At 39.7% G+C, this 19,633-nt stretch carries 15 protein-coding genes and 1 riboswitch; of the genes, 5 read left to right on the top strand and 10 right to left on the bottom strand.

The window, feature by feature from the left end; all coding sequences use genetic code 11:
• Positions 1-19: 19 nt before the first annotated feature.
• From UXI14_RS02265 to UXI14_RS02225, 9 genes are all read right to left on the bottom strand, one after another.
• On the bottom strand, positions 20-793 hold the full coding sequence (locus tag UXI14_RS02265; protein WP_335964627.1) for a hypothetical protein: 774 nt from the start codon (positions 791-793) through the stop codon (positions 20-22).
• Between the two features lie 2 nt (positions 794-795).
• On the bottom strand, positions 796-1,764 hold the full coding sequence (locus tag UXI14_RS02260) for an L-histidine N(alpha)-methyltransferase (RefSeq protein WP_335964626.1): 969 nt from the start codon (positions 1,762-1,764) through the stop codon (positions 796-798).
• 5 nt (positions 1,765-1,769) lie between these two features.
• Positions 1,770-2,933, bottom strand: coding sequence for an ergothioneine biosynthesis protein EgtB (egtB, locus tag UXI14_RS02255; protein ID WP_335964625.1), 1,164 nt, complete (start codon positions 2,931-2,933; stop codon positions 1,770-1,772).
• A 381-nt stretch (positions 2,934-3,314) separates the two neighbouring features.
• Positions 3,315-4,139, bottom strand: a complete 825-nt coding sequence (locus tag UXI14_RS02250; protein ID WP_335964725.1) for a thymidylate synthase — start codon at positions 4,137-4,139, stop codon at positions 3,315-3,317.
• Between the two features lie 240 nt (positions 4,140-4,379).
• Complete coding sequence (locus UXI14_RS02245; protein WP_335964624.1) at positions 4,380-5,435, bottom strand: hypothetical protein; 1,056 nt, start codon at positions 5,433-5,435, stop codon at positions 4,380-4,382.
• Between the two features lie 124 nt (positions 5,436-5,559).
• Complete coding sequence (locus UXI14_RS02240) at positions 5,560-7,227, bottom strand: nucleoside transporter C-terminal domain-containing protein (protein ID WP_335964623.1); 1,668 nt, start codon at positions 7,225-7,227, stop codon at positions 5,560-5,562.
• Between the two features lie 66 nt (positions 7,228-7,293).
• On the bottom strand, positions 7,294-7,914 hold the full coding sequence (locus tag UXI14_RS02235; RefSeq protein WP_277898222.1) for a bifunctional nuclease family protein: 621 nt from the start codon (positions 7,912-7,914) through the stop codon (positions 7,294-7,296).
• Positions 7,915-8,000: 86 nt separating this feature from the next.
• A complete protein-coding gene (locus UXI14_RS02230; protein WP_335964622.1) occupies positions 8,001-8,969 on the bottom strand; it encodes an electron transfer flavoprotein subunit alpha/FixB family protein in 969 nt (322 codons plus the stop codon).
• A gap of 176 nt (positions 8,970-9,145) precedes the next feature.
• Positions 9,146-9,886 (bottom strand): electron transfer flavoprotein subunit beta/FixA family protein, encoded by a 741-nt coding sequence (locus tag UXI14_RS02225; protein WP_335964621.1) that lies wholly within the window; start codon positions 9,884-9,886, stop codon positions 9,146-9,148.
• Positions 9,887-10,061: 175 nt separating this feature from the next.
• Here UXI14_RS02225 and UXI14_RS02220 point away from each other — a divergent pair, with 175 nt between their 5' ends.
• The 4 genes from UXI14_RS02220 (at position 10,062) to UXI14_RS02205 (ending at position 16,762) form a co-directional block, all read left to right on the top strand.
• The gene (locus tag UXI14_RS02220) at positions 10,062-11,039 is read left to right on the top strand and encodes a pyruvate dehydrogenase complex E1 component subunit beta (protein ID WP_335964620.1); all 978 of its coding nucleotides are present in this window, start codon (positions 10,062-10,064) and stop codon (positions 11,037-11,039) included.
• 62 nt (positions 11,040-11,101) lie between these two features.
• Positions 11,102-13,594, top strand: coding sequence for a DUF5686 family protein (locus tag UXI14_RS02215; protein ID WP_335964619.1), 2,493 nt, complete (start codon positions 11,102-11,104; stop codon positions 13,592-13,594).
• A gap of 169 nt (positions 13,595-13,763) precedes the next feature.
• Positions 13,764-14,291: an inorganic diphosphatase gene (locus tag UXI14_RS02210; protein ID WP_277898227.1), complete on the top strand. Its 528-nt coding sequence runs from the start codon at positions 13,764-13,766 to the stop codon at positions 14,289-14,291.
• A 116-nt stretch (positions 14,292-14,407) separates the two neighbouring features.
• Positions 14,408-16,762 carry a sodium-translocating pyrophosphatase gene (locus tag UXI14_RS02205; protein WP_335964618.1) on the top strand — a complete coding sequence of 785 codons (2,355 nt, stop codon included), beginning with the start codon at positions 14,408-14,410 and terminating at the stop codon, positions 16,760-16,762.
• A 215-nt stretch (positions 16,763-16,977) separates the two neighbouring features.
• On the opposite strand, the gene UXI14_RS02200 is transcribed toward UXI14_RS02205, so the two are convergent.
• Entirely contained in the window at positions 16,978-17,595 is a 618-nt protein-coding gene (locus UXI14_RS02200; RefSeq protein ID WP_277898229.1) for a deoxynucleoside kinase, read from the bottom strand.
• Positions 17,596-17,986: 391 nt separating this feature from the next.
• On the opposite strand from UXI14_RS02200, the gene metK reads away from it, so the two are divergent.
• Entirely contained in the window at positions 17,987-19,261 is a 1,275-nt protein-coding gene (gene metK, locus UXI14_RS02195; RefSeq protein ID WP_335964617.1) for a methionine adenosyltransferase, read from the top strand.
• 110 nt (positions 19,262-19,371) lie between these two features.
• A riboswitch (SAM riboswitch) is annotated at positions 19,372-19,527 on the top strand.
• The last annotated feature ends 106 nt before the right edge of the window (positions 19,528-19,633 follow it).

Here is a 19,633-nt window from a genome sequence, read left to right as displayed (position 1 = left end):
CTTAAACGTATAATATACATTACAGGCGTGGGCGCATAATATCGGTAAATTCTTCGTATAATTTATTTACAATATTTAAATCGTAATTATGGTTTACGGGTATTATGGCTCCCTTCCAGTTTCCTAGAACCCAATTGCCCGTTGTTAAATTTGGCAATTGGTCGTAATTTATATTTTTGTCGCCCCATATATAGGCATAATAATATGGCTTGTCGCTTATGCTTCCGTCTGCAATGGCATAACCCAGACCAAATCCTTTTTTCTCGGTTTCTTCGGGATATACCAGCATTCCGGTATCAAAATGGTGCGGCCAGACATAAATGGAGGATGTGTTTTTAGATGAAATTTTTATTTTTTCTAACGAACGTTGTGCAATATTGCGTTGTTCAACAAGTTGAAGTATGGCTTTTTCATCTGTTGAATCCAAAGCGATAAACGTATCAAATTTGGTATTAAGTTTGAAGCCCAGATTGTAATGAAACTTTCCGGCCTCAAGTCCATAATCGCTAATGGTCTCGCGTATCCATGCATCGATATCGCTTTGGGTAAGCCCCAAAAGATCGATTTCTTTAAAATCGCTTCCTTTATACAAGCGCAAATAAACATCGGTGTAATTAAGTTCAAGGTAAAATACATTGTTTACAATTTGAGATTGCAATGCACTTTTTTCAATATTCCACAATAAGGCAGACTGGCTATCGTCTTCTCTTTTTTCTAAAAAGCTGTTGCTAAATGCAGCCAGAATCTGGGCCAGATGATGAAATTTATTTTGTATTCCGTTAATGAGTTCCATATTTATATAGCAAACAAAAAGTTTTTAAATAATTGTTGGGCATCCGTATATTGATTAACGATTTTCAGGTTTACTTGTCCGGCAATCCAGTCAATGGTCTTGAGATCGTATTTTTGAGAAATTTCCGTATGAATGGTTTCCCAGGCATCAAAATCCACATGAAGGTTCATTTTCCTTATAAAAACGGTTTGCGGTTCTGTAGCAACCAAAAAGCTTTTTGCCGTCCCCGTTTCTGGATTATAGCTTTCCCATTGAATAAATTTGTCGGGATTAAAATTTGCATCCAGCTCATTATTGATGCGCACCAAAATATTTTTGTTAAAAGCTTCTGTAATACCAGTTTTGTCGCTATATGCCTTGGTTATTTTCTTGGGATGTTTTTTTTGGTCGAAGCCCATAAACAATAAATCTTGTTTGTGCATGCTTTTTTGAATGCCCTGCATAAAAGAAATTGCATTTTCGTGAACCATGTTACCGATATTGGATCCCAACATCATTATTACTTTTTTTCGGTGCTTAAACTCGTTCAGTTCGTGCAGCACATCAAGATACGTTCCTTGTTTTGGCACCACTTCCAACTGGGGGAATTCTTTGTTTAAATTAGTTTTAAGGTCTAAAAGGGCATGTTTGCTAATATCGATCGGGAGGTAGCTAAATTTGTAATTGTTCTTTGTAAGGTATTGCAATAGTATTTTTGTTTTCTTTCCATCACCTGCCCCCAATTCTATAAGGTCGAATCCTTTTTCTTCATCTTTAAAAATTTCGGCAAGAGCCGGCGTGTAAGTATCAATAATTTCATATTCAGCATTGGTTAGGTAATATTCGGGCATTTCCATAATCTGCTGAAAGATTTTATCGCCCTTTTCATCATAAAAATATTTAGACGAAAGTTTTTTAGGGTACGAGGTCAACCCCTTATAAACATCTTCTTCAAAGGTGTTTTCTAGTTTTGTAAGTGTTTTTTTTTCCATTGAATTTATCTTTTGGCAAGTCTTATTCCGGTGAATTGCCATCTTAAATGCGGATGGAAAAAATTTCTATATGTATACCGTGTATGATTTTTTGAAGTAACAACCGAGCCACCGCGCAATACTTTTTGGTTTACCATAAATTTTCCATTGTATTCGCCCAAGGCCCCCGATATTTTTTTATAATAAGGGTAGGGGATGTATGAGCTTTCGGTCCATTCCCAACGTTTTCCCCAGTCAAAAAATTCTTGTGCTGCTTCCCATTCAAATTCGGTTGGAAGTCGGTGCCCTCTCCATTCGGCATAAGCAAAAGCTTCATAATAAGAAACATGGGTTACGGGAGCTTGAAGTTCCACGGGTTTTAATCCCTTAAATGTATATTGGTACCATTCTCCATTTATTTCATGCCAGTATAAAGGGGCATAAATATTGTTGTTTTTTACCCAGTCCCAGCCTTCGGCATGCCAAAAATTAAAGTTGTGGTAGCCTCCGTCCCTTATAAACTCAATATATTCTTCATTGGTAATAAGCTTGTTGGAGATTTTGTAATTATGTAAAAAGACTTTGTGCTTGCCGAGCTCGTTATCAAAACAAAAATCAGTTGTAACGTGGCCAATTTCATAAATTCCTTCGGGGACCTTAAGCCATTTGGATTTTTGTTTTTCAATAGTATTTTCTTCAAACGTTTCGGAGTATTTAGGGAGCAAGGGGTTGTTTCCCAAGATATATTTTATATCGGTAAAAAGTAATTCCTGATGCTGTTTTTCATGGTGAATCCCAATGGTAATCAATCCGGCAATTTCATCGGTCAAATGGTCGTCTAAAAATTCCGACAAATGATTGGTAACATAATCACGGTACCGATATACTTCTTCTACCGAAGGCCGGGTTAAATTCCCTCTATCGGTTCGAAGTATGCGGTCCCCCATACTTTCGTAATAACTATTGAATATATAACTGAATTGCGGGTTGTATTCGGTGTAATCTGGATGAAATTTCTTAAGGACAAATTCTTCAAAAAACCAAGTGGTATGCCCTAAATGCCATTTTGGGGGTGAGACGTCAATGGTTGGTTGGACTACATAATCTTCCTGGGTTAATGGCGCGCATATTTCTTCTGTGGTTTGCCTTGTTTGTATAAAATCGCCAATAATTTGGTTGGTGATTATCATAAAAGTAATCGTTTTCTTATTGTTCTGTAAATAAATTTAACGATTTTATGTAAAGCTTTTTGTTTTAAGTAGTTAAAAGATGTTAAAAATGGTAATTATGAACTATTGTATTTGAATTTTTTTATAGCCAAACTACGTCTTTATATTCTTGTATTGTTCATAACATTGATTTCATCAGCAACAAAGCATTCAATAGGATCATCTTCTTGATTTTGTAGGCTCACCCCAATTAGAACTGCTAGATTGTCAAAGATACTTGTTTTTGAGCGGGAGTTACATTCATGTTGCTTTTATTTAATATGTCTAATATTTCCTGTCTAAATTTTTTATTGTCAGAAATTACTACGCTGTTTTTAATGGCCCCTATTTTAGAGCAATTTATTAAATGGCCACAACCCCTTTAATATGTGGGTGCGGATCGTAATTTTCCAATGTAAAATCATCAAATTTAAAGTTGAATATATCTTTTACCTCCGGGTTTAATTTCATGATAGGCAATGGTCTTGGGGTTCTGGAAAGTTGCAGTTCCAATTGTTCCATGTGGTTGTTGTATATATGGGCATCGCCAAAAGTGTGGATAAAATCGCCGGGCTGGTAGCCGCATACTTGTGCCATCATCATGGTAAACAATGCATAAGAGGCAATATTAAACGGAACGCCCAGAAAAATATCGGCACTTCGCTGGTACAATTGACAAGAAAGTTTTCCATTGGCCACATAAAACTGAAAAAATGCATGGCACGGGGGCAATGCGGCTTTCCCATTGGTCACGTTCTCGTCAAAAGAAACCGATGTATCCGGTAAAACGCTTGGGTTCCATGCAGAGACCAGCATCCTTCGGCTGTTCGGATTATTTTTTAGCGTTTCCACAACTTCCATTATCTGGTCTATTTCCTCACTGTTCCAATTTCTCCATTGGTGGCCATACACCGGACCCAAATCTCCATTTTCATCGGCCCACTCGTTCCAAATACGCACGCCATTGTCTTGTAGGTATTTTACATTTGTATCGCCATTTAAAAACCATAGAAGCTCATGAATAATCGATTTTAAATGCAATTTTTTGGTGGTAACCATAGGAAACCCTTCACTTAAATCAAACCGCATCTGGTAACCAAAAACACTTTTGGTCCCCGTTCCGGTTCTGTCCCCTTTTTCATTTCCATGTTCCAAAACATGCCTAACAAGATCGTGATACTGCTTCATGCTGTTCATTCTATAAAGTGAGAAATTATTTGGGCGTTCCCCGCACCCCTCCTTCCAGTCGGGTGCGGGGCGGGCTTTCCGAGGTACACGCCTGTATGGCCACTGCCAGTCAGCTGGGGTACCTTGCTGCAATCCCTAACGCGCTGTATTGCGAAAATAAAAAAAGCTGTGCATTCATTTTTAAATGTCCGTGTTTATTTATCAAAAGGTTATCAACGTAATTGTAAATGCCATCCAGATTTACTCACTTCCAAAACTAAAAGTAGGATCCAGTTTAGCGGCTTGCATGCCCACCCTAAAAATTGCATAGGTTACATTTTTAAAAGGGTCTTCGTAATTCCCCGAAACCAGGTCGGCATTGCTAACGCTGGCCGGCACCAGTTTTCCGTAGGTCGGGTAATAAAAGGCATCGGCATTTATAAATTTCATGAAATCCTTTCCCCGGGCCAATACACAAAATCCGGGCGACAAGGCACCTATTTTTATACGTTCGTTACCGCCGGTATAATCGTTTTTGGCTTTTTGCGAAAGCGCCAAGCGTAATGGCCTGCTTTTAAAAAGCACTTCGGGACTTGATTTGTCCAACTTGTTCAACAGTTCGTCAATTAAATTAATGGCACTGTGGGTAATGGCCGGAAAACCAATAGTACTTGTAAACACACGTCCGGTTTTCGATTGAAAAAAATTAAATATACGTTGCCACCATTTGGGTTCTTCGTGCTTTACCACTTCGAAGGTCATTTTTGCCAGTCCGCCGGGAATTTCAATGGGCCTATTGCCAAAGGCCTGTTTAAAATCGGCCTTAAGGTCCTTGGGGGTAACCGGTTCTTTTTTCTCGTTATTGTAGAGATCCAGCCCGGCTGCAATACTCCAAAACACAATATCAAAATTACTATTGGCCGTGCTTTCGTCCTGACCGATATTAATACGCATGGTGGCCCGTGTATTTTTGTCTACTTTTATATCGTCCCCGATATGGAACGATTGCATGTCGAGATTCATCAAAACGTCGGGTGCTTCCCTATTGCCTTCAATAGTAGGTGTAACTTCCGAAGATTCAAAAATTGCGGCACCATCTGCTTTGTCAGAAAGTTGAAATACAATAAACTGGTTACTAAGCTCTTTTTCAGAAAGAATAGTGCTGTCTTCTTTTGTAAAAATAACCGAGCCCCTGTTTTTTGGTAGTTTGTAGACGGCTAGTCCTGGATTTTCAACGGCATTGGCTATAGAAGCATCCGTTTCGGGATATAGCTCGGGCACTAAAATGTCTTTTTCCTTAAAATTAAATGGTTTCATGGCAGGCAAATATTTATCAATAAACAATGAGGTTGCTGTTTGGGGCAATACCAAAGATAAGGTACTTATCCCATTGAAAAAAGTATTTGTATAACTGTAGATAATGTTTGCCTTGAAATTTAAGCTATCCAATAATCATCCCGGCAATGGTAGCCGAAAGGAGCGAGGCCAAGGAGCCCCCGATAACAGCTTTCATTCCAAACTCTGATAAATTTTTGCGTTGTCCGGGAGCCAAAGATCCGATGCCTCCAATTTGAATCCCAATGGATGCAAAATTGGCAAATCCACAAAGCATATACGTGGCCATGATAACCGATTTATTGTATGTAAAATGCGTGGTGCTGGCTACATTTTTTAATTCGGCCAATTGAACATAGCCTACAAATTCGCTCGCGGCCAATTTTATACCCAATAACTGCCCCATGAGCATCATATCTTCTTTGGCTACGCCAATGAGCCACATAAGCGGCGCAAAAACGAAACCGAGAATAGACTCAAGGGAAAAAGATTCGTAGGGCGTGTAATTGGCCATAAGGGTATTTAGCGAGGTAATGTGCCCGATTCTTCCGAGGCCATAATTTATCATGGCAATAAAAGCAATAAAAACCAAGAGCATGGCGCCCACATTGGCGGCCAGTTTAAGTCCTTCGGTGGTACCGTTTGCAATTGCATCAAGAATGTTGGAGCCTATTTTATCTGAAGATACTTCAACATCGGTTACAATATCTTCTACTTGAGGATACAGCATTTTAGACACTACAATGGCGCCCGGGGCAGCCATAACTGAAGCGGCCAATAAATGCTTGGCAAATTGCAGGCGCAATGCCGGATCGTCGCCACCTAAAAAACCAATATAGGCGGCAAGCACGCCTCCGGCAACGGTGGCCATACCGCCAACCATGACCAAGAGAATTTCGGATCTGTTCATTCGCTCCAAATAAGCTTTTATCATCAAAGGTGCTTCTGTTTGCCCTAGAAATATATTCCCGGCTACCGATAAACTTTCTGCGCCCGAAATTCCCAATAATTTTGTAAGCACCCAAGCCATTCCCTTTACTATCACCTGAATAATTCCCAAATAGAACAGCACCGATGTCAGGGCAGAGAAAAATACAATAGTTGGCAATACCTGGAAAAGGAAAATATAACCAAAGCTGGTCGTATCCATTAAACCGCCAAGAAGGAATTCGCTTCCGGCGGCCGTAAAATCTAATACAAGAACAAAAATACTTCCCAGCCATTCAAAAGTTTTTTGAACAAACGAGATTTCCAATACGCCAATAGCCAATATTAATTGTGAAGCCAGGCCGATGCCCACGGTTTTCCAGTTAATGGCCTTGCGGTTGCTACTGCACAAAAAGGCAATAAACAATAAGGATAGCATACCTAAAACGCCCCGCCATAAGCTTTCAAAGCTAAAACCTTGATTGGGTATTATGTTTTGTGCCTCTTTTGAAGAAACCAACGCTTGGCCATTTGCCGTGGATGGCGTAAAATTGTAGGTAGAGGTTTTGTTGCCGAATACCAATGTAGAATCGGTGAGTTCGACTACTTTATACCTTTCGAGGCTGTCGGCCGGAGTGTCGTAATATAATATAAGATTGTTGTTTTGGAAGATGTAGCTCCCTTTATAATCAAGGCCCTTTTTTTTGAAACTGAAATCACCTTCTTTAAACCGTATTTCTTTTATTGAAGATGTATTTTCTTGAGAGCCCCAGTTTTTTTCGATATCCTGAGCAAACAATGCCCCCGTAAAACAAACCGATAATAGTAGGAGTAGTATATTTTTCAACACGTTTTTGTTTAGATAAATTGATGTTAGTTACGGCGGATTGGTTAAATATGCTTTATATAGTTTTTATTTTTCTTCCCTTTTGGAGATTTCATCCCTTATTTTGGCCGCCTTTTCATAATCTTCATTGGCAACGGCACCATCCAACATGGTATAAAGTTCTTGCAAGGAATAGGTTCTGTAGGAAGTATCGGACTTTGACGGTTTGTCTTCATTGCTCAGCACTTCGTCTACAATAATGCTTTCTTCCTGCTGTTCGTCTTCCTTTGGGGAGAATTTTAAATAAATCCCGGCCTTGTCCAGAATGTTTTTATAAGTAAAAATGGGTGCGTTAAAGCGCAATGCAAGTGCAATGGCGTCGCTGGTACGGGCGTCTATAATTTCTTCTATTTTGTCGCGTTCGCAAATAATACTGGAATAAAAAACACCGTCTACAAGTTTGTGTATAATTACCTGTTTTACCACAATTTCAAAACGGTCTGCAAAGCTTTTAAAGAGGTCGTGGGTTAAGGGTCTTGGGGGTTTTATCTCTTTTTCCAGTGCAATGGCTATGGATTGTGCTTCAAAGGCCCCGATAACAATGGGCAATTTTCTTTCTCCGTCTACTTCATTCAATATTAAAGCATATGCCCCGTTTTGGGTTTGACTATAAGAAATTCCTTTTATGTTTAATTTTACTAAACTCATACATCATTTAAAATAGCGAGGGCTGTCTAAACAATGGGCAAATCCCAAAATTTAGACAGCCCTTTAGGGGCACAATTTAACAAAAATTATGCGTTATTCGCTTTAAATTCTTCCAATTTTTCAATTAGTTGCGGAACTACTTCAAAGGCATCTCCAACCACACCGTAATCGGCGGCCTTGAAGAATGGAGCTTCCGCGTCGTTGTTTATAACCAGTTTTACTTTGGATGCGTTGATCCCGGCCAAATGCTGAATTGCCCCAGAAATACCAACGGCAACATATAAGTTGGCTGCCACAGGCTTTCCTGTTTGGCCAACATGCTCGCTATGTGGGCGCCAACCCATGTCTGAAACTGGTTTGGAACAGGCGGTGGCTGCACCGAGCACATCGGCTAATTCTTCGATCATTCCCCAATTTTCGGGACCTTTAAGTCCGCGTCCGCCCGATACTACAATTTCTGCATCGGCTATGGTTACTTTGCCCGTTACTTTATCAACATTGGTCACTTCCGTAGAAAAATCGGCTTCATTTAATTCGGGAGAAAAACTTTCTTCGGTTGCGGCACCGTTGTTTTCCTTTAAACCATAGGCATTTTTGGAAAGCCCGATGAGTTTTACTTCCGAAGAAATTTCGGTAATATTGAAAGCTTTATTGGTAAAGGCAGTGCGCTTTATTTTAAATGGGCTGTCGCTTTCCGGTAATGCAACTACATTGGAGGCATAACCGGCATTGAGGTTGATAGCCAATATGGGCGCCATGAATTTTGCATTGGCACTTGAGCTTACTATTACTACTTTACTGTTTTCTTTTTGGGCGGCTTGTTTTAGTACATCGGCATAGGCCTTTGCGTTAAAATTGCCCAGCTTATCGTTTTTTACGGTTAAAACCTTGTCAACACCATATTTAGATAATTCATTGGTGCTTTCGGCATTCACGGTTACGGCAGTTACCGTAGCCCCAAGCATATCTGCAACTCCTTTTGCGTAGGAAGCTACTTCTAATGCGGTTTTTTTAAGTTTTCCGTTTTCCGTTTCGGTATAAACAAGAACAGACATATTTTATGAGTTATAAAGTTATAAAGTTGAAAGTTTCAAGATCTTATTGTTTTTACTTGTATTGAGATCCTCTCATTTTTCAGCTTTGTATATTTTTATGTTTTATATGGTTGAAAGTTATAATGTTGCAAAGTTAGAAGGTATAATTACGCTAACTTTTTAACGGTTCAACTTCATTATATTACCTTAGCTTCGTTGTGCAGAAGGTCTATCAGCTCGTCTAAATTATCGGGGGAAATTAATTTAATGGCCCCTTTTGGTGCCGGCTTTTCAAAGAAAACGGCTTTTGTGGCAACGTCGCCACTAACGGGTTCTGTGATGTTGAGTGTTTTTTTACGGGCCATCATGATGCCGCGCATGTTGGGTATTTTAAGGTCGCTTTCTTCAACCAGTCCTTTTTGACCACCGATAACGAGTGGAAAAGTTGTTTTTAAGGTTTCCTTACCACCGTCTATTTCACGGACGGCGGTTGCGGTTTCGCCTTCAACTTCGAGCCCGATACAATTATTAACATAATTTGCATCGATAAGGGTTGCCAGCATTCCCGGAACCATACCCCCGTTGTAGTCTATAGATTCCCTTCCGGCAATAATCAAGTTGTAATCTTTGGCAACCTCGGCAAGTTGTTTGGCAACAAAGTAGCCATCGGTTGGGGTTGCGTTTATTCTAATAGCTTCATCGGCGCCTATTGCCAGAGCTTTTCGTAAGGTAGGCTCGGTTTCGGGTCCGCCAACATTAACCACCGTTACAGAGGCACCTTGTTTTTCCTTGAACCACATGGCACGCGTTAACCCAAATTCGTCATTGGGATTTATAACAAATTGCACGCCATTTGTATCAAACTTTGTATCTCCGTCGGTAAAATTTATCTTTGAGGTAGTGTCCGGTACATGACTTATACACACTAATATCTTCATATTTTAGCTATTTTTTGTGATTTTAATGAATGTGCTACGAAGATACTGATAATTTTAAAAATATACTATGCATGCATAATAATTTTTTATTAAAATCTTATTGAAATAGTTGTATTAGAATTACTATTTTTGCTAAGCTTAAAAAAACAGACGTTAATAATATCAAAAAAAATAGATGAGAACAATTCAGTTTAGAGAAGCGATTTGTGAGGCGATGAGCGAAGAGATGCGCAAAGACGACACTATTTATTTAATGGGTGAAGAAGTTGCAGAATATAATGGTGCCTACAAAGCTTCTAAAGGAATGTTGGATGAATTTGGTCCAGACAGAGTGCTGGATACACCTATTTCCGAATTAGGTTTTGCTGGAATAAGTGTGGGAGCAGCCATGAACGGAAACAGGCCTATTGTTGAGTTTATGACTTTTAATTTCTCATTGGTTGGGATTGACCAGATTATAAACAATGCGGCAAAAATCCGTCAAATGTCCGGCGGTCAATTTAATTGTTCAATAGTTTTTAGAGGCCCCACCGCTTCTGCGGGCCAATTGGCGGCAACGCACTCGCAAGCTTTTGAAAGCTGGTTTGCCAATTGCCCGGGCTTGAAAGTAGTGGTTCCTTCCAATCCATATGATGCAAAAGGGTTGTTGAAGTCTGCAATACGCGACAATGACCCCGTTATATTTATGGAATCCGAGCAGATGTATGGAGACAAAGGTGAAGTTCCCGAAGATGAATACAACATACCGTTGGGAGTTGCCGATATTAAAAGAGAAGGAAACGATGTAACTATCGTTTCTTTTGGAAAAATTATAAAAGAAGCCTACAAAGCAGCCGATGAGCTCGAAAAAGAAGGGGTTAGTTGTGAGATAATCGATTTAAGAACAGTAAGGCCAATGGACCATGATGCCATTCTTAAATCTGTTAAAAAAACAAACAGACTGGTAATTCTTGAAGAAGCATGGCCTTTTGGAAATGTTGCAACAGAAATAACCTACCAGGTACAATCGCAAATATTTGATTACCTCGATGCGCCAATCATTAAAATAAATACCGCAGATACGCCCGCGCCGTATTCTCCGGTTTTATTGCAAGAATGGTTGCCCAATGCAGGCGATGTTGTAAATGCGGTAAAAAAAGTTTTATACAAATAAAAGATTTTTCACGTTATTATAACTTCACTGACTATCTTTGGTCAGTGAAGTTTTTATTTTTTATGAAGCAAGCATTATCACTACTCATACTATTTTTTTCAATCTCCCTTTGCGCACAAACCAAAGTAAGCGGTGTGGTAGTAGATAATTTTGGCATAGCAATCCCTTATGCCAATGTAATGTTTCCCGGTTCTACCGAAGGTACCATAACCAACGAGGAAGGCCGCTTTTATTTAGAATCGGACAATACATATACAGCGCTTAACATATCCTTGCTGGGTTACACCACAAAAGAAATTCAACTGGATAAAAAGGTTAATTACGGACTGGAAATCGAGCTAACCGAGGGCGAAGAGCTGGACGAAGTGGTTCTCTATTCGGGGAAGCAACCCAAAAAAGGAAATCCCGCCATTGCAATCCTAAAGAAAATATGGGCAAAAAAGAGGCAAAACGGAGTCTATCTTTTCGATCAATATAAATATGATAAATACGAGAAAATAGAGTTCGATTTTAATACCATCGATAGTGCCTTTATGAACAAAAAGCTCTTTAAGGGGATGGAGTTTATTTTTGATGAAGTCGATACCTCCAACGTTACGGGAAAAACCTATCTTCCTATTTTTATAAACGAATCGCTTGCCGAAGTTTATGGGGATAATAAGCTCAATGAGAAAATAGAGAAGCTAAAAGCCAATAAAAATTCCGGTTTCAGTACCAATCAAAGTATTATAGCATATGTGAAAGATCTGTATGCCGAATACAACATATACAATAATTACATTAAACTGTTCAACAAAAGCTTTGTAAGTCCGCTTTCCAAAACGGGTGTAGACGTGTACAATTATGTGCTGTCAGACAGTGCCTTTATAGACAATAAATGGTGTTACAACATTATATATTATCCGCGCCGAAAAAACGAAATGACCTTTAAAGGGAATTTTTGGGTAAACGATACCACTTTTGCCGTAAAGGATATTAATATGCAGGCCTCTAAAAGTGCTAATGTAAACTGGGTAAAAGAGCTATACATTGAGCAGGAGTTCGAAGTTTTAAACGATTCTGTTTTTCTGCTGAAGCGCGATTATTTGTTGAGCGATTTTAGTTTACGCAAAAAAGAAGAGTCAAAAGGGTTGTACGGAAAACGCACCACTGTGTACAATAATTATGTGTTTAACGAAGAAAAAGCAAAAAGTTTTTACACCAAACGCGTAGATCCATACAATCCCGTTGTGTACGACAGGGACAGTACTTTTTGGGAACAGAATAGGCTGGAAAAGCTAAACGACGACGAGAAAGGCGTATATAAGATGCTGGACACATTAAAAACAGTCCCCAAGTTTAAACGTTTGTACGATCTGGCTACCATTCTCGTTTCGGGATATGTGGAATTCCCTAAAATAAATTTTGATTATGGACCCATATATTCCAGTTTTGGTTTCAACGAAGCAGAAGGCGTTCGTTTACGTGCCGGCGGAAGAACTTATTTTGGGCCCAACGACCCATGGAGAATTGAAGGCTACACGGCATATGGCTTTAGAGACCAGAAATTTAAGTATGGAATCTCTGCCAAATGGTTGCTCGATAGGAAAAACCGACTTATAGTTGAAGCGGGAACCCGAAGGGACATTGAGCAGCTGGGTGTGAGCCTAACCTCTACCAACGATGTGCTGGGACGTAGCTTTGCCTCATCGGCTATCTTTACGGCAGGGAGCAACAATACCTTGACCGATATTAATTTAACAACCTTTGGGGTTGGTTACGAGCCAGTTAAAAACTTAAGGCTCCGTACCGGGCTTACCTTTAGGACGCTTAAATCTGCATTGCCGGACGATTTTAATTTGGATTATGTAGATCCCGAGGCACCGGGCGGAATTGCCAGCCAGACCAAGCAGTTCGACATTAAAATGGAACTGGATTATACGCCGGGAAGAAAAACAATTGGTTATGGGGTAGACAGAAGCGATGTAAACCGTAATTACGCGCGCCTGTTTTTACTTTATACATCGGGACTTAAAGGGTTCTTGGAGAGCGATTTTAACTACGAAAAGCTACAGTTTTACTATCGTCAACCATTTCAGTTAGGTGGTTTGGGAAGGACTATTACAACCGTAGAAGCCGGAAAAACCTTTGGCGAGGTACCTTTGGGCTTGTTGAGTCCCATTCCCGGAAACCAGACCTATTTTAGCATTTTTAATACCTTCCCTAATTTAAATTTCTACGAATTTGTAACAGACACTTATGTTTCGGGGCAATTAGAGCATAATTTTAACGGAAGGTTATTGGCAAGGATACCGTTCTTGAAAAAACTTAATTTAAGGGAAATTGTGGGCATTCGAGGAGTTTGGGGTGAAATTTCCGATGAAAACATTGCCTTGAGCGCTCCTGCCGGCGCCATATTGCGGGCCCCAACCGATAAGGTTTATTACGAATACTCATTTGGTATTGCCAATATTTTAAAAATCATTCGTATCGACTTCAACTTCAGAGGGAATTATTTCGAAATCCCCGATGCCAGGAAATTCTCGGTTACGGGCAATTTAGAGTTTGTGTTTTAACGATTGTTAAAATAGTATCAAATAATAATTAACTAAATCTTCCTTTCATTGCTTTTAAAATAGGTTTTCACTATTTTTGCACTCCATTTTAAAGGAGTATATAACAAATTTTATATGAAGGGTTTTTTAATTTAAACCCCATCATTTTAGAGTTTATAATTAAAAAAAGATGAGTTCAGATCAAATAACCTCTTTCGATGTACTAATCGAAATCCCTAAAGGAAGTAGAAATAAATACGAATACGATTTTAAATTGAAGAAAATCCGTTACGACCGTATGATATTCTCATCGATGATGTATCCGGCAGATTATGGTTTCATCCCGGAAACTTTAGCCTTGGACGGCGATCCGTTGGATGTTTTGGTATTGGTAACAGAGCCTACGTTTCCTGGTTGTGTCATGGAAGTAAAGCCTATTGGGGTTTTTCATATGGAAGACGAAAAAGGGCCGGACGAAAAAGTAATCTGTGTTCCGGTTTCAGATCCTATTTGGAACCGTGTAAACGATTTAAGCGAATTAAACCCGCATTTAATAAAAGAGATAGAACATTTCTTTCAGGTATATAAAGACTTGGAGAAAAAGAAGGTCTCCATTGGTGGATGGGGCGACTATGCTGAAGCAAAAGAAATTGTTGCCAAATGCGTAAACCGTTTTGAAGACAGCGATGTGCCACGTGAAGAAGTAAGCATCGATTAATTGCAATAATTCCATATTTAACATATATAAAAGCAATGGCAAAAAGCTATTGCTTTTTTTATTCTGGTGATTTTGTTACATTTATCAGAATATTATTTACTAACTAACATTTAAATATGGAATCTAACATAATTTATGTACCTATTTTAATGGCCATTCTAGGCCTTATTTTTATGGGAATAAAAGCAGTTTGGGTAAAAAGACAAGCTGCCGGAAACGAGAAGATGCAATCAATTTCAAAAAGTATAAAAGAAGGCGCCCTGGCTTTCTTGAATGCAGAATACCGCCTTTTGGTTGTTTTCGTTATCATTGCTTCCATAGCCTTATATACCATTTCCATTATTGTTCCAACAACAAGTTGGATGATTGTCCCGGCATTTGTTATCGGGGCTATTTTTTCTGCACTGGCAGGTAATATCGGGATGCGTATTGCCACCGAAGCCAATGCCAGGACTACCGAAGCCGCCAAAACCAGTTTACCGCAGGCCCTTAAGGTTTCCTTTGGGGGCGGTACCGTAATGGGACTGGGAGTTGCAGGACTGGCCGTATTGGGGCTAAGTTTATTCTTTTTAATTTTTACGGGCCAGTTTTTAGGGAACGGGGCTTCTTTTTATGAAAACATGACCATTGTGCTCGAAGCACTAGCGGGATTTTCGCTGGGGGCCGAGTCTATTGCCCTTTTTGCCCGTGTTGGGGGCGGAATTTACACCAAAGCTGCCGATGTTGGAGCCGATTTGGTAGGAAAGGTAGAAGCCGGAATCCCGGAAGACGACCCCCGTAACCCCGCCACCATAGCCGATAATGTGGGCGATAACGTTGGCGACGTAGCCGGAATGGGAGCCGACCTTTTTGGATCATACGTAGCAACCGTTTTGGCAGCCATGGTATTGGGGAATTATGTAATTCGCGATATGAGTTTAGATACCCCTTTTTCTGATGCTTTTAATAATATGGGGCCTATCTTATTACCACTGGTAATTGCCGGGGTTGGTATTTTAGCATCTATAATTGGTACTTTTTTAGTGAAAATTTCCAGTAACAATGCAAAGGAATCCCAAGTGCAACGGGCACTCGATACCGGAAACTGGGTTGCCATTGTTTTAATGCTAATAGCTAGCTTCTTTTTAATTCAATATATGTTGCCCGAAACAATGAACATGAAGTTTTTTGGAAACTCGTACACGGTTGCAGTACCTTCCATGAACGTTTTTTGGTCGGCTTGTATTGGGTTGGCAGTAGGGGCGCTAATTTCTTACGTTACCTCTTTTTATACCAGTTTGGGTAAAAAACCAGTATTGGACATTGTTCAAAATAGTTCTACCGGAGCCGCCACCAATATTATTGCAGGCTTGGCCGTTGGGATGAAATCTACCTTTTGGTCGGTATTGTTATTTGCGGCAGCTATATATGGTTCGTATGAACTGGCCGGATTTTACGGGGTTGCATTGGCGGCCTCTGCCATGATGGCAACTACGGCCATGCAATTGGCTATCGATGCTTTTGGACCTATTGCCGACAATGCCGGCGGTGTGGCCGAAATGAGCGAATTGGAGCCCGAAGTAAGGGAACGTACCGATATTCTGGATTCCGTAGGTAATACCACAGCAGCCGTTGGTAAGGGGTTTGCCATTGCTTCAGCGGCATTAACGGCCTTGGCCTTATTTGCTGCCTATGTTACTTTTACGGGTATTGACGGCATTAATATTTTTAAGGCCGATGTTTTAGCGGCACTTTTTGTAGGAGGGATGATCCCCGTTGTTTTTTCGGCATTGGCCATGAAATCCGTAGGGAAGGCAGCCATGCAGATGGTGCAGGAGGTACGTCGTCAGTTTAAGGAAATCCCCGGGATTTTAGAAGGAACCGGGACACCGGAATATGGCAAATGCGTTGCCATTTCAACCAAAGCAGCATTAAGGGAAATGCTTTTGCCTGGTTTGTTGACCATTATTACACCAATTGTAATAGGGTTGATTTTTGGAGCGGAACCTTTAGGCGGATATATGGCCGGGGTATGTGTATCGGGTGTTATGTGGGCAATTTTTCAAAACAATGCCGGGGGCGCTTGGGATAATGCAAAAAAATCTTTTGAAGCGGGCGTCGAGATCAACGGCGAGATGACTTATAAAGGATCGGATGCACATAAAGCGGCCGTTACGGGAGATACCGTTGGAGACCCTTTTAAAGATACTTCGGGGCCGTCCATGAACATTTTAATCAAACTTACCTGTTTGGTGGGCTTGGTAATTGCACCAATTCTTGGCGGACATTCATCAGGATCGATGATGGCAAATTCTAAAGGAACCCTTCAGAAACAAATAGAAGTCGAGGTGCAGTCTTCTGGAGAAGTTGAAGCAAAAGCTATTATAACCACTACCAAAACCGTTAACGGAAAAGTGGTTACAGAAGAGAAGGTTATTGAAGGTACGCCAGAAGAAATTCAAGAAAAAGTTGAAGAACTGAAGAAAGAATAGTGTATAACCATTAAAATTTAACATAAAAGCATCGATTAATCGATGCTTTTCTTATGTAAATCATTGTAAATCAAAAAAATATACTTAAATTTGTAATGAAACTGTTGCCCGTAATTATAGAGTAGGATGCGGGTAACTTGGGGTAGTTTTGAGAAGCTAAAGACATTTTATACAAATGTTTTTAGCTTCTTTTCTTTTGTGCTTTATGTTTCCGCTTATTCAAAAAGACCGTTAATCTCGGCGTCTATTTTATTTATAATTTCACCTAAATCTTCCGGGTTGTCCACAAAATTATATTTGTCTACGTCGATTACCAATAATTTTCCTTTGTCGTATTCATGAATAAAGGCTTCATAACGCTCGTTCAACCTGCTTAAGTAATCTATTGAAATGGAATTTTCGTACTCGCGTCCGCGTTTGTGTATCTGGTTGACCAGATTGGGAATGGAGCTGCGTAAATAAATTAACAGGTCGGGCGATTGTACCAAACTTTCCATTAATTGAAATAAAGAAGAATAGTTTTCAAAATCCCTATTGGTCATAAGCCCCATGGAATGCAAGTTGGGGGCAAAAATATAGGCATCTTCGTAAATGGTCCTGTCCTGGATTATTTTTTTACCGCTTTCCCGTATTTCAAGAATCTGCCTAAAACGGCTGTTCAAGAAATAAATCTGTAGGTTAAAACTCCACCGTTCCATTTGTGTATAGAAATCATCTAAATATGGATTGTCCACAACATCTTCGTAATGAGCCTCCCACTTAAAATGTTTTGAAAGCAATCGGGTCAAAGTCGTTTTTCCGGCGCCTATATTACCTGCAATAGCAACGTGCATGGGTTGATCTGTTTTTTTACTGAATTTAATACTTCGGTAAAGATACAAGATATGAGGGTTTGACGAAAAATAATTTTATTTCAGACTTCACAATTATTACATTCTTGTTATTTACCGGGTTAAAGTGGTGCTTTTTACCGTTTATAGGAGTTTCTTTAGTATAAGTATATAAAAGGAATAAACCCTTGGTTGATAAAGTTGAAGTATGAAATATAAAAAAAATGGCCAAACATTTTTCATTTTCAATCTTATCCTTACATTTGTATCAAGATTTTGAGGAAAGATTTGACTGATTGCCACCTCGTAAAAAAAGAGCTAAAGCAGTGAGAACTTCTTTAGACGTGCCTGTCAAAATCCTTTCCGAAGTAATAAAGATTAAGAAAAAGCAATTATGGCATACTTATTTACATCGGAGTCGGTTAGTGAAGGACATCCCGATAAAATTGCGGACCAAATCAGCGATGCGCTACTGGATAATTTTTTGGCATTCGACCCAGAAAGCAAGGTAGCCTGCGAAACTTTGGTTACAACCGGACAAGTAGTGTTGGCAGGAGAAGTAAAAAGTCATACCTACTTAGACGTGCAGTCTATTGCCCGTGAAGTGATTAATAAAATTGGTTACACCAAAGGGGCTTACCAATTTAGTGGAGATTCTTGTGGTGTAATTTCTTTAATTCACGAGCAATCGCAGGATATAAATCAGGGAGTTGACAGGGCATCAAAAGAACTGCAAGGCGCAGGAGACCAAGGAATGATGTTCGGTTATGCCACCAATGAAACTGCCAATTACATGCCTTTGGCATTGGATATTTCGCATAAATTATTAATCGCCTTGGCAGCGTTGCGTAGGGAAGGAAAAGAAATTCCGTATTTACGCCCAGATGCCAAAGCGCAGGTTACCATTGAATATTCTGATGATAACATCCCGCAACGAATCGATACTATTGTAATTTCCACACAGCATGATCCTTTCAATGAAAACGATGAGGTTATGCTTGACCAGATTAAAAAAGATATTCTTGAAATATTAATACCGAGGGTTAAAAAGCAATTGCCAATATATGTACAAAAATTGTTTAATGATAATATTAAATACCATATAAACCCAACCGGGAAATTTGTAATAGGTGGTCCACATGGCGATTCTGGCCTTACCGGAAGGAAAATTATTGTAGATACCTACGGCGGAAAAGGAGCCCACGGAGGCGGGGCCTTTAGCGGAAAAGACCCGAGCAAGGTAGACCGAAGTGCAGCTTATGCAGCTAGGCACATTGCCAAAAACTTAGTGGCCGCCGGTATTGCCGATGAAGTTTTGGTACAGGTAAGCTATGCAATTGGCGTGGTAGAACCTACGTCTATTTTTGTAAACACTTACGGGACTTCAAAAGTGGAATTGAGCGATGGCGAGATTGCTAAAAAAGTAGCTCAACTATTTGATATGCGCCCATTTGCTATAGAAGAGCGCCTAAAACTACGCAACCCAATTTATTTAGAATCGGCTGCATATGGACATATGGGGAAAGAGCCAAAAATGAAAACGAAGGTTTTTGAATCTCCGTACAATGGACGAATTGAAAGGGAAGTTGAGCTTTTTACGTGGGAAAAGCTCGATTATGTAGAAAAAGTGAAAGAAACGTTCGCTTTGGTCGAATGTGTAGAAAAATAAATGCTCCTTTTAAATAGGGATTTAAAAATTAAGTTCCTGTGCAAGGTTTTAAAGAGTCGAGTTATCCTCAAAAAAACCAGAAAACAGGATAAGTTCAAACATATTTTGAAATGTTATCAAGAAAGGCTGAAGGAATAGACCTATTGACGCCTTAGCAACCCTTGTTCCTCTACTTAACCACTTTTGAAGGGGTTGGGAAGGGGATAAGATAAGAAGGTGCTACATTCTACCCTTGGTACTGAACTTGTTTCCGTACCTGTTAAAATCATTATGAGTTTGATTTAGAGCAGGTATAAGCAAAGTGCCAGAGATAGATAACGTTGAAATTACTTCCTTGTAGTTTTACAGCTTTCTTTTTAACATCGTTTGAAG

The sequence above is a fragment of the Galbibacter sp. PAP.153 genome, from assembly GCF_037029175.1.
GTDB lineage: Bacteria > Bacteroidota > Bacteroidia > Flavobacteriales > Flavobacteriaceae > Galbibacter > Galbibacter pacificus.
The sequence above is the reverse complement of the archived record's forward strand: the minus strand, read 5'-3'. Positions and strand labels throughout refer to the sequence as shown.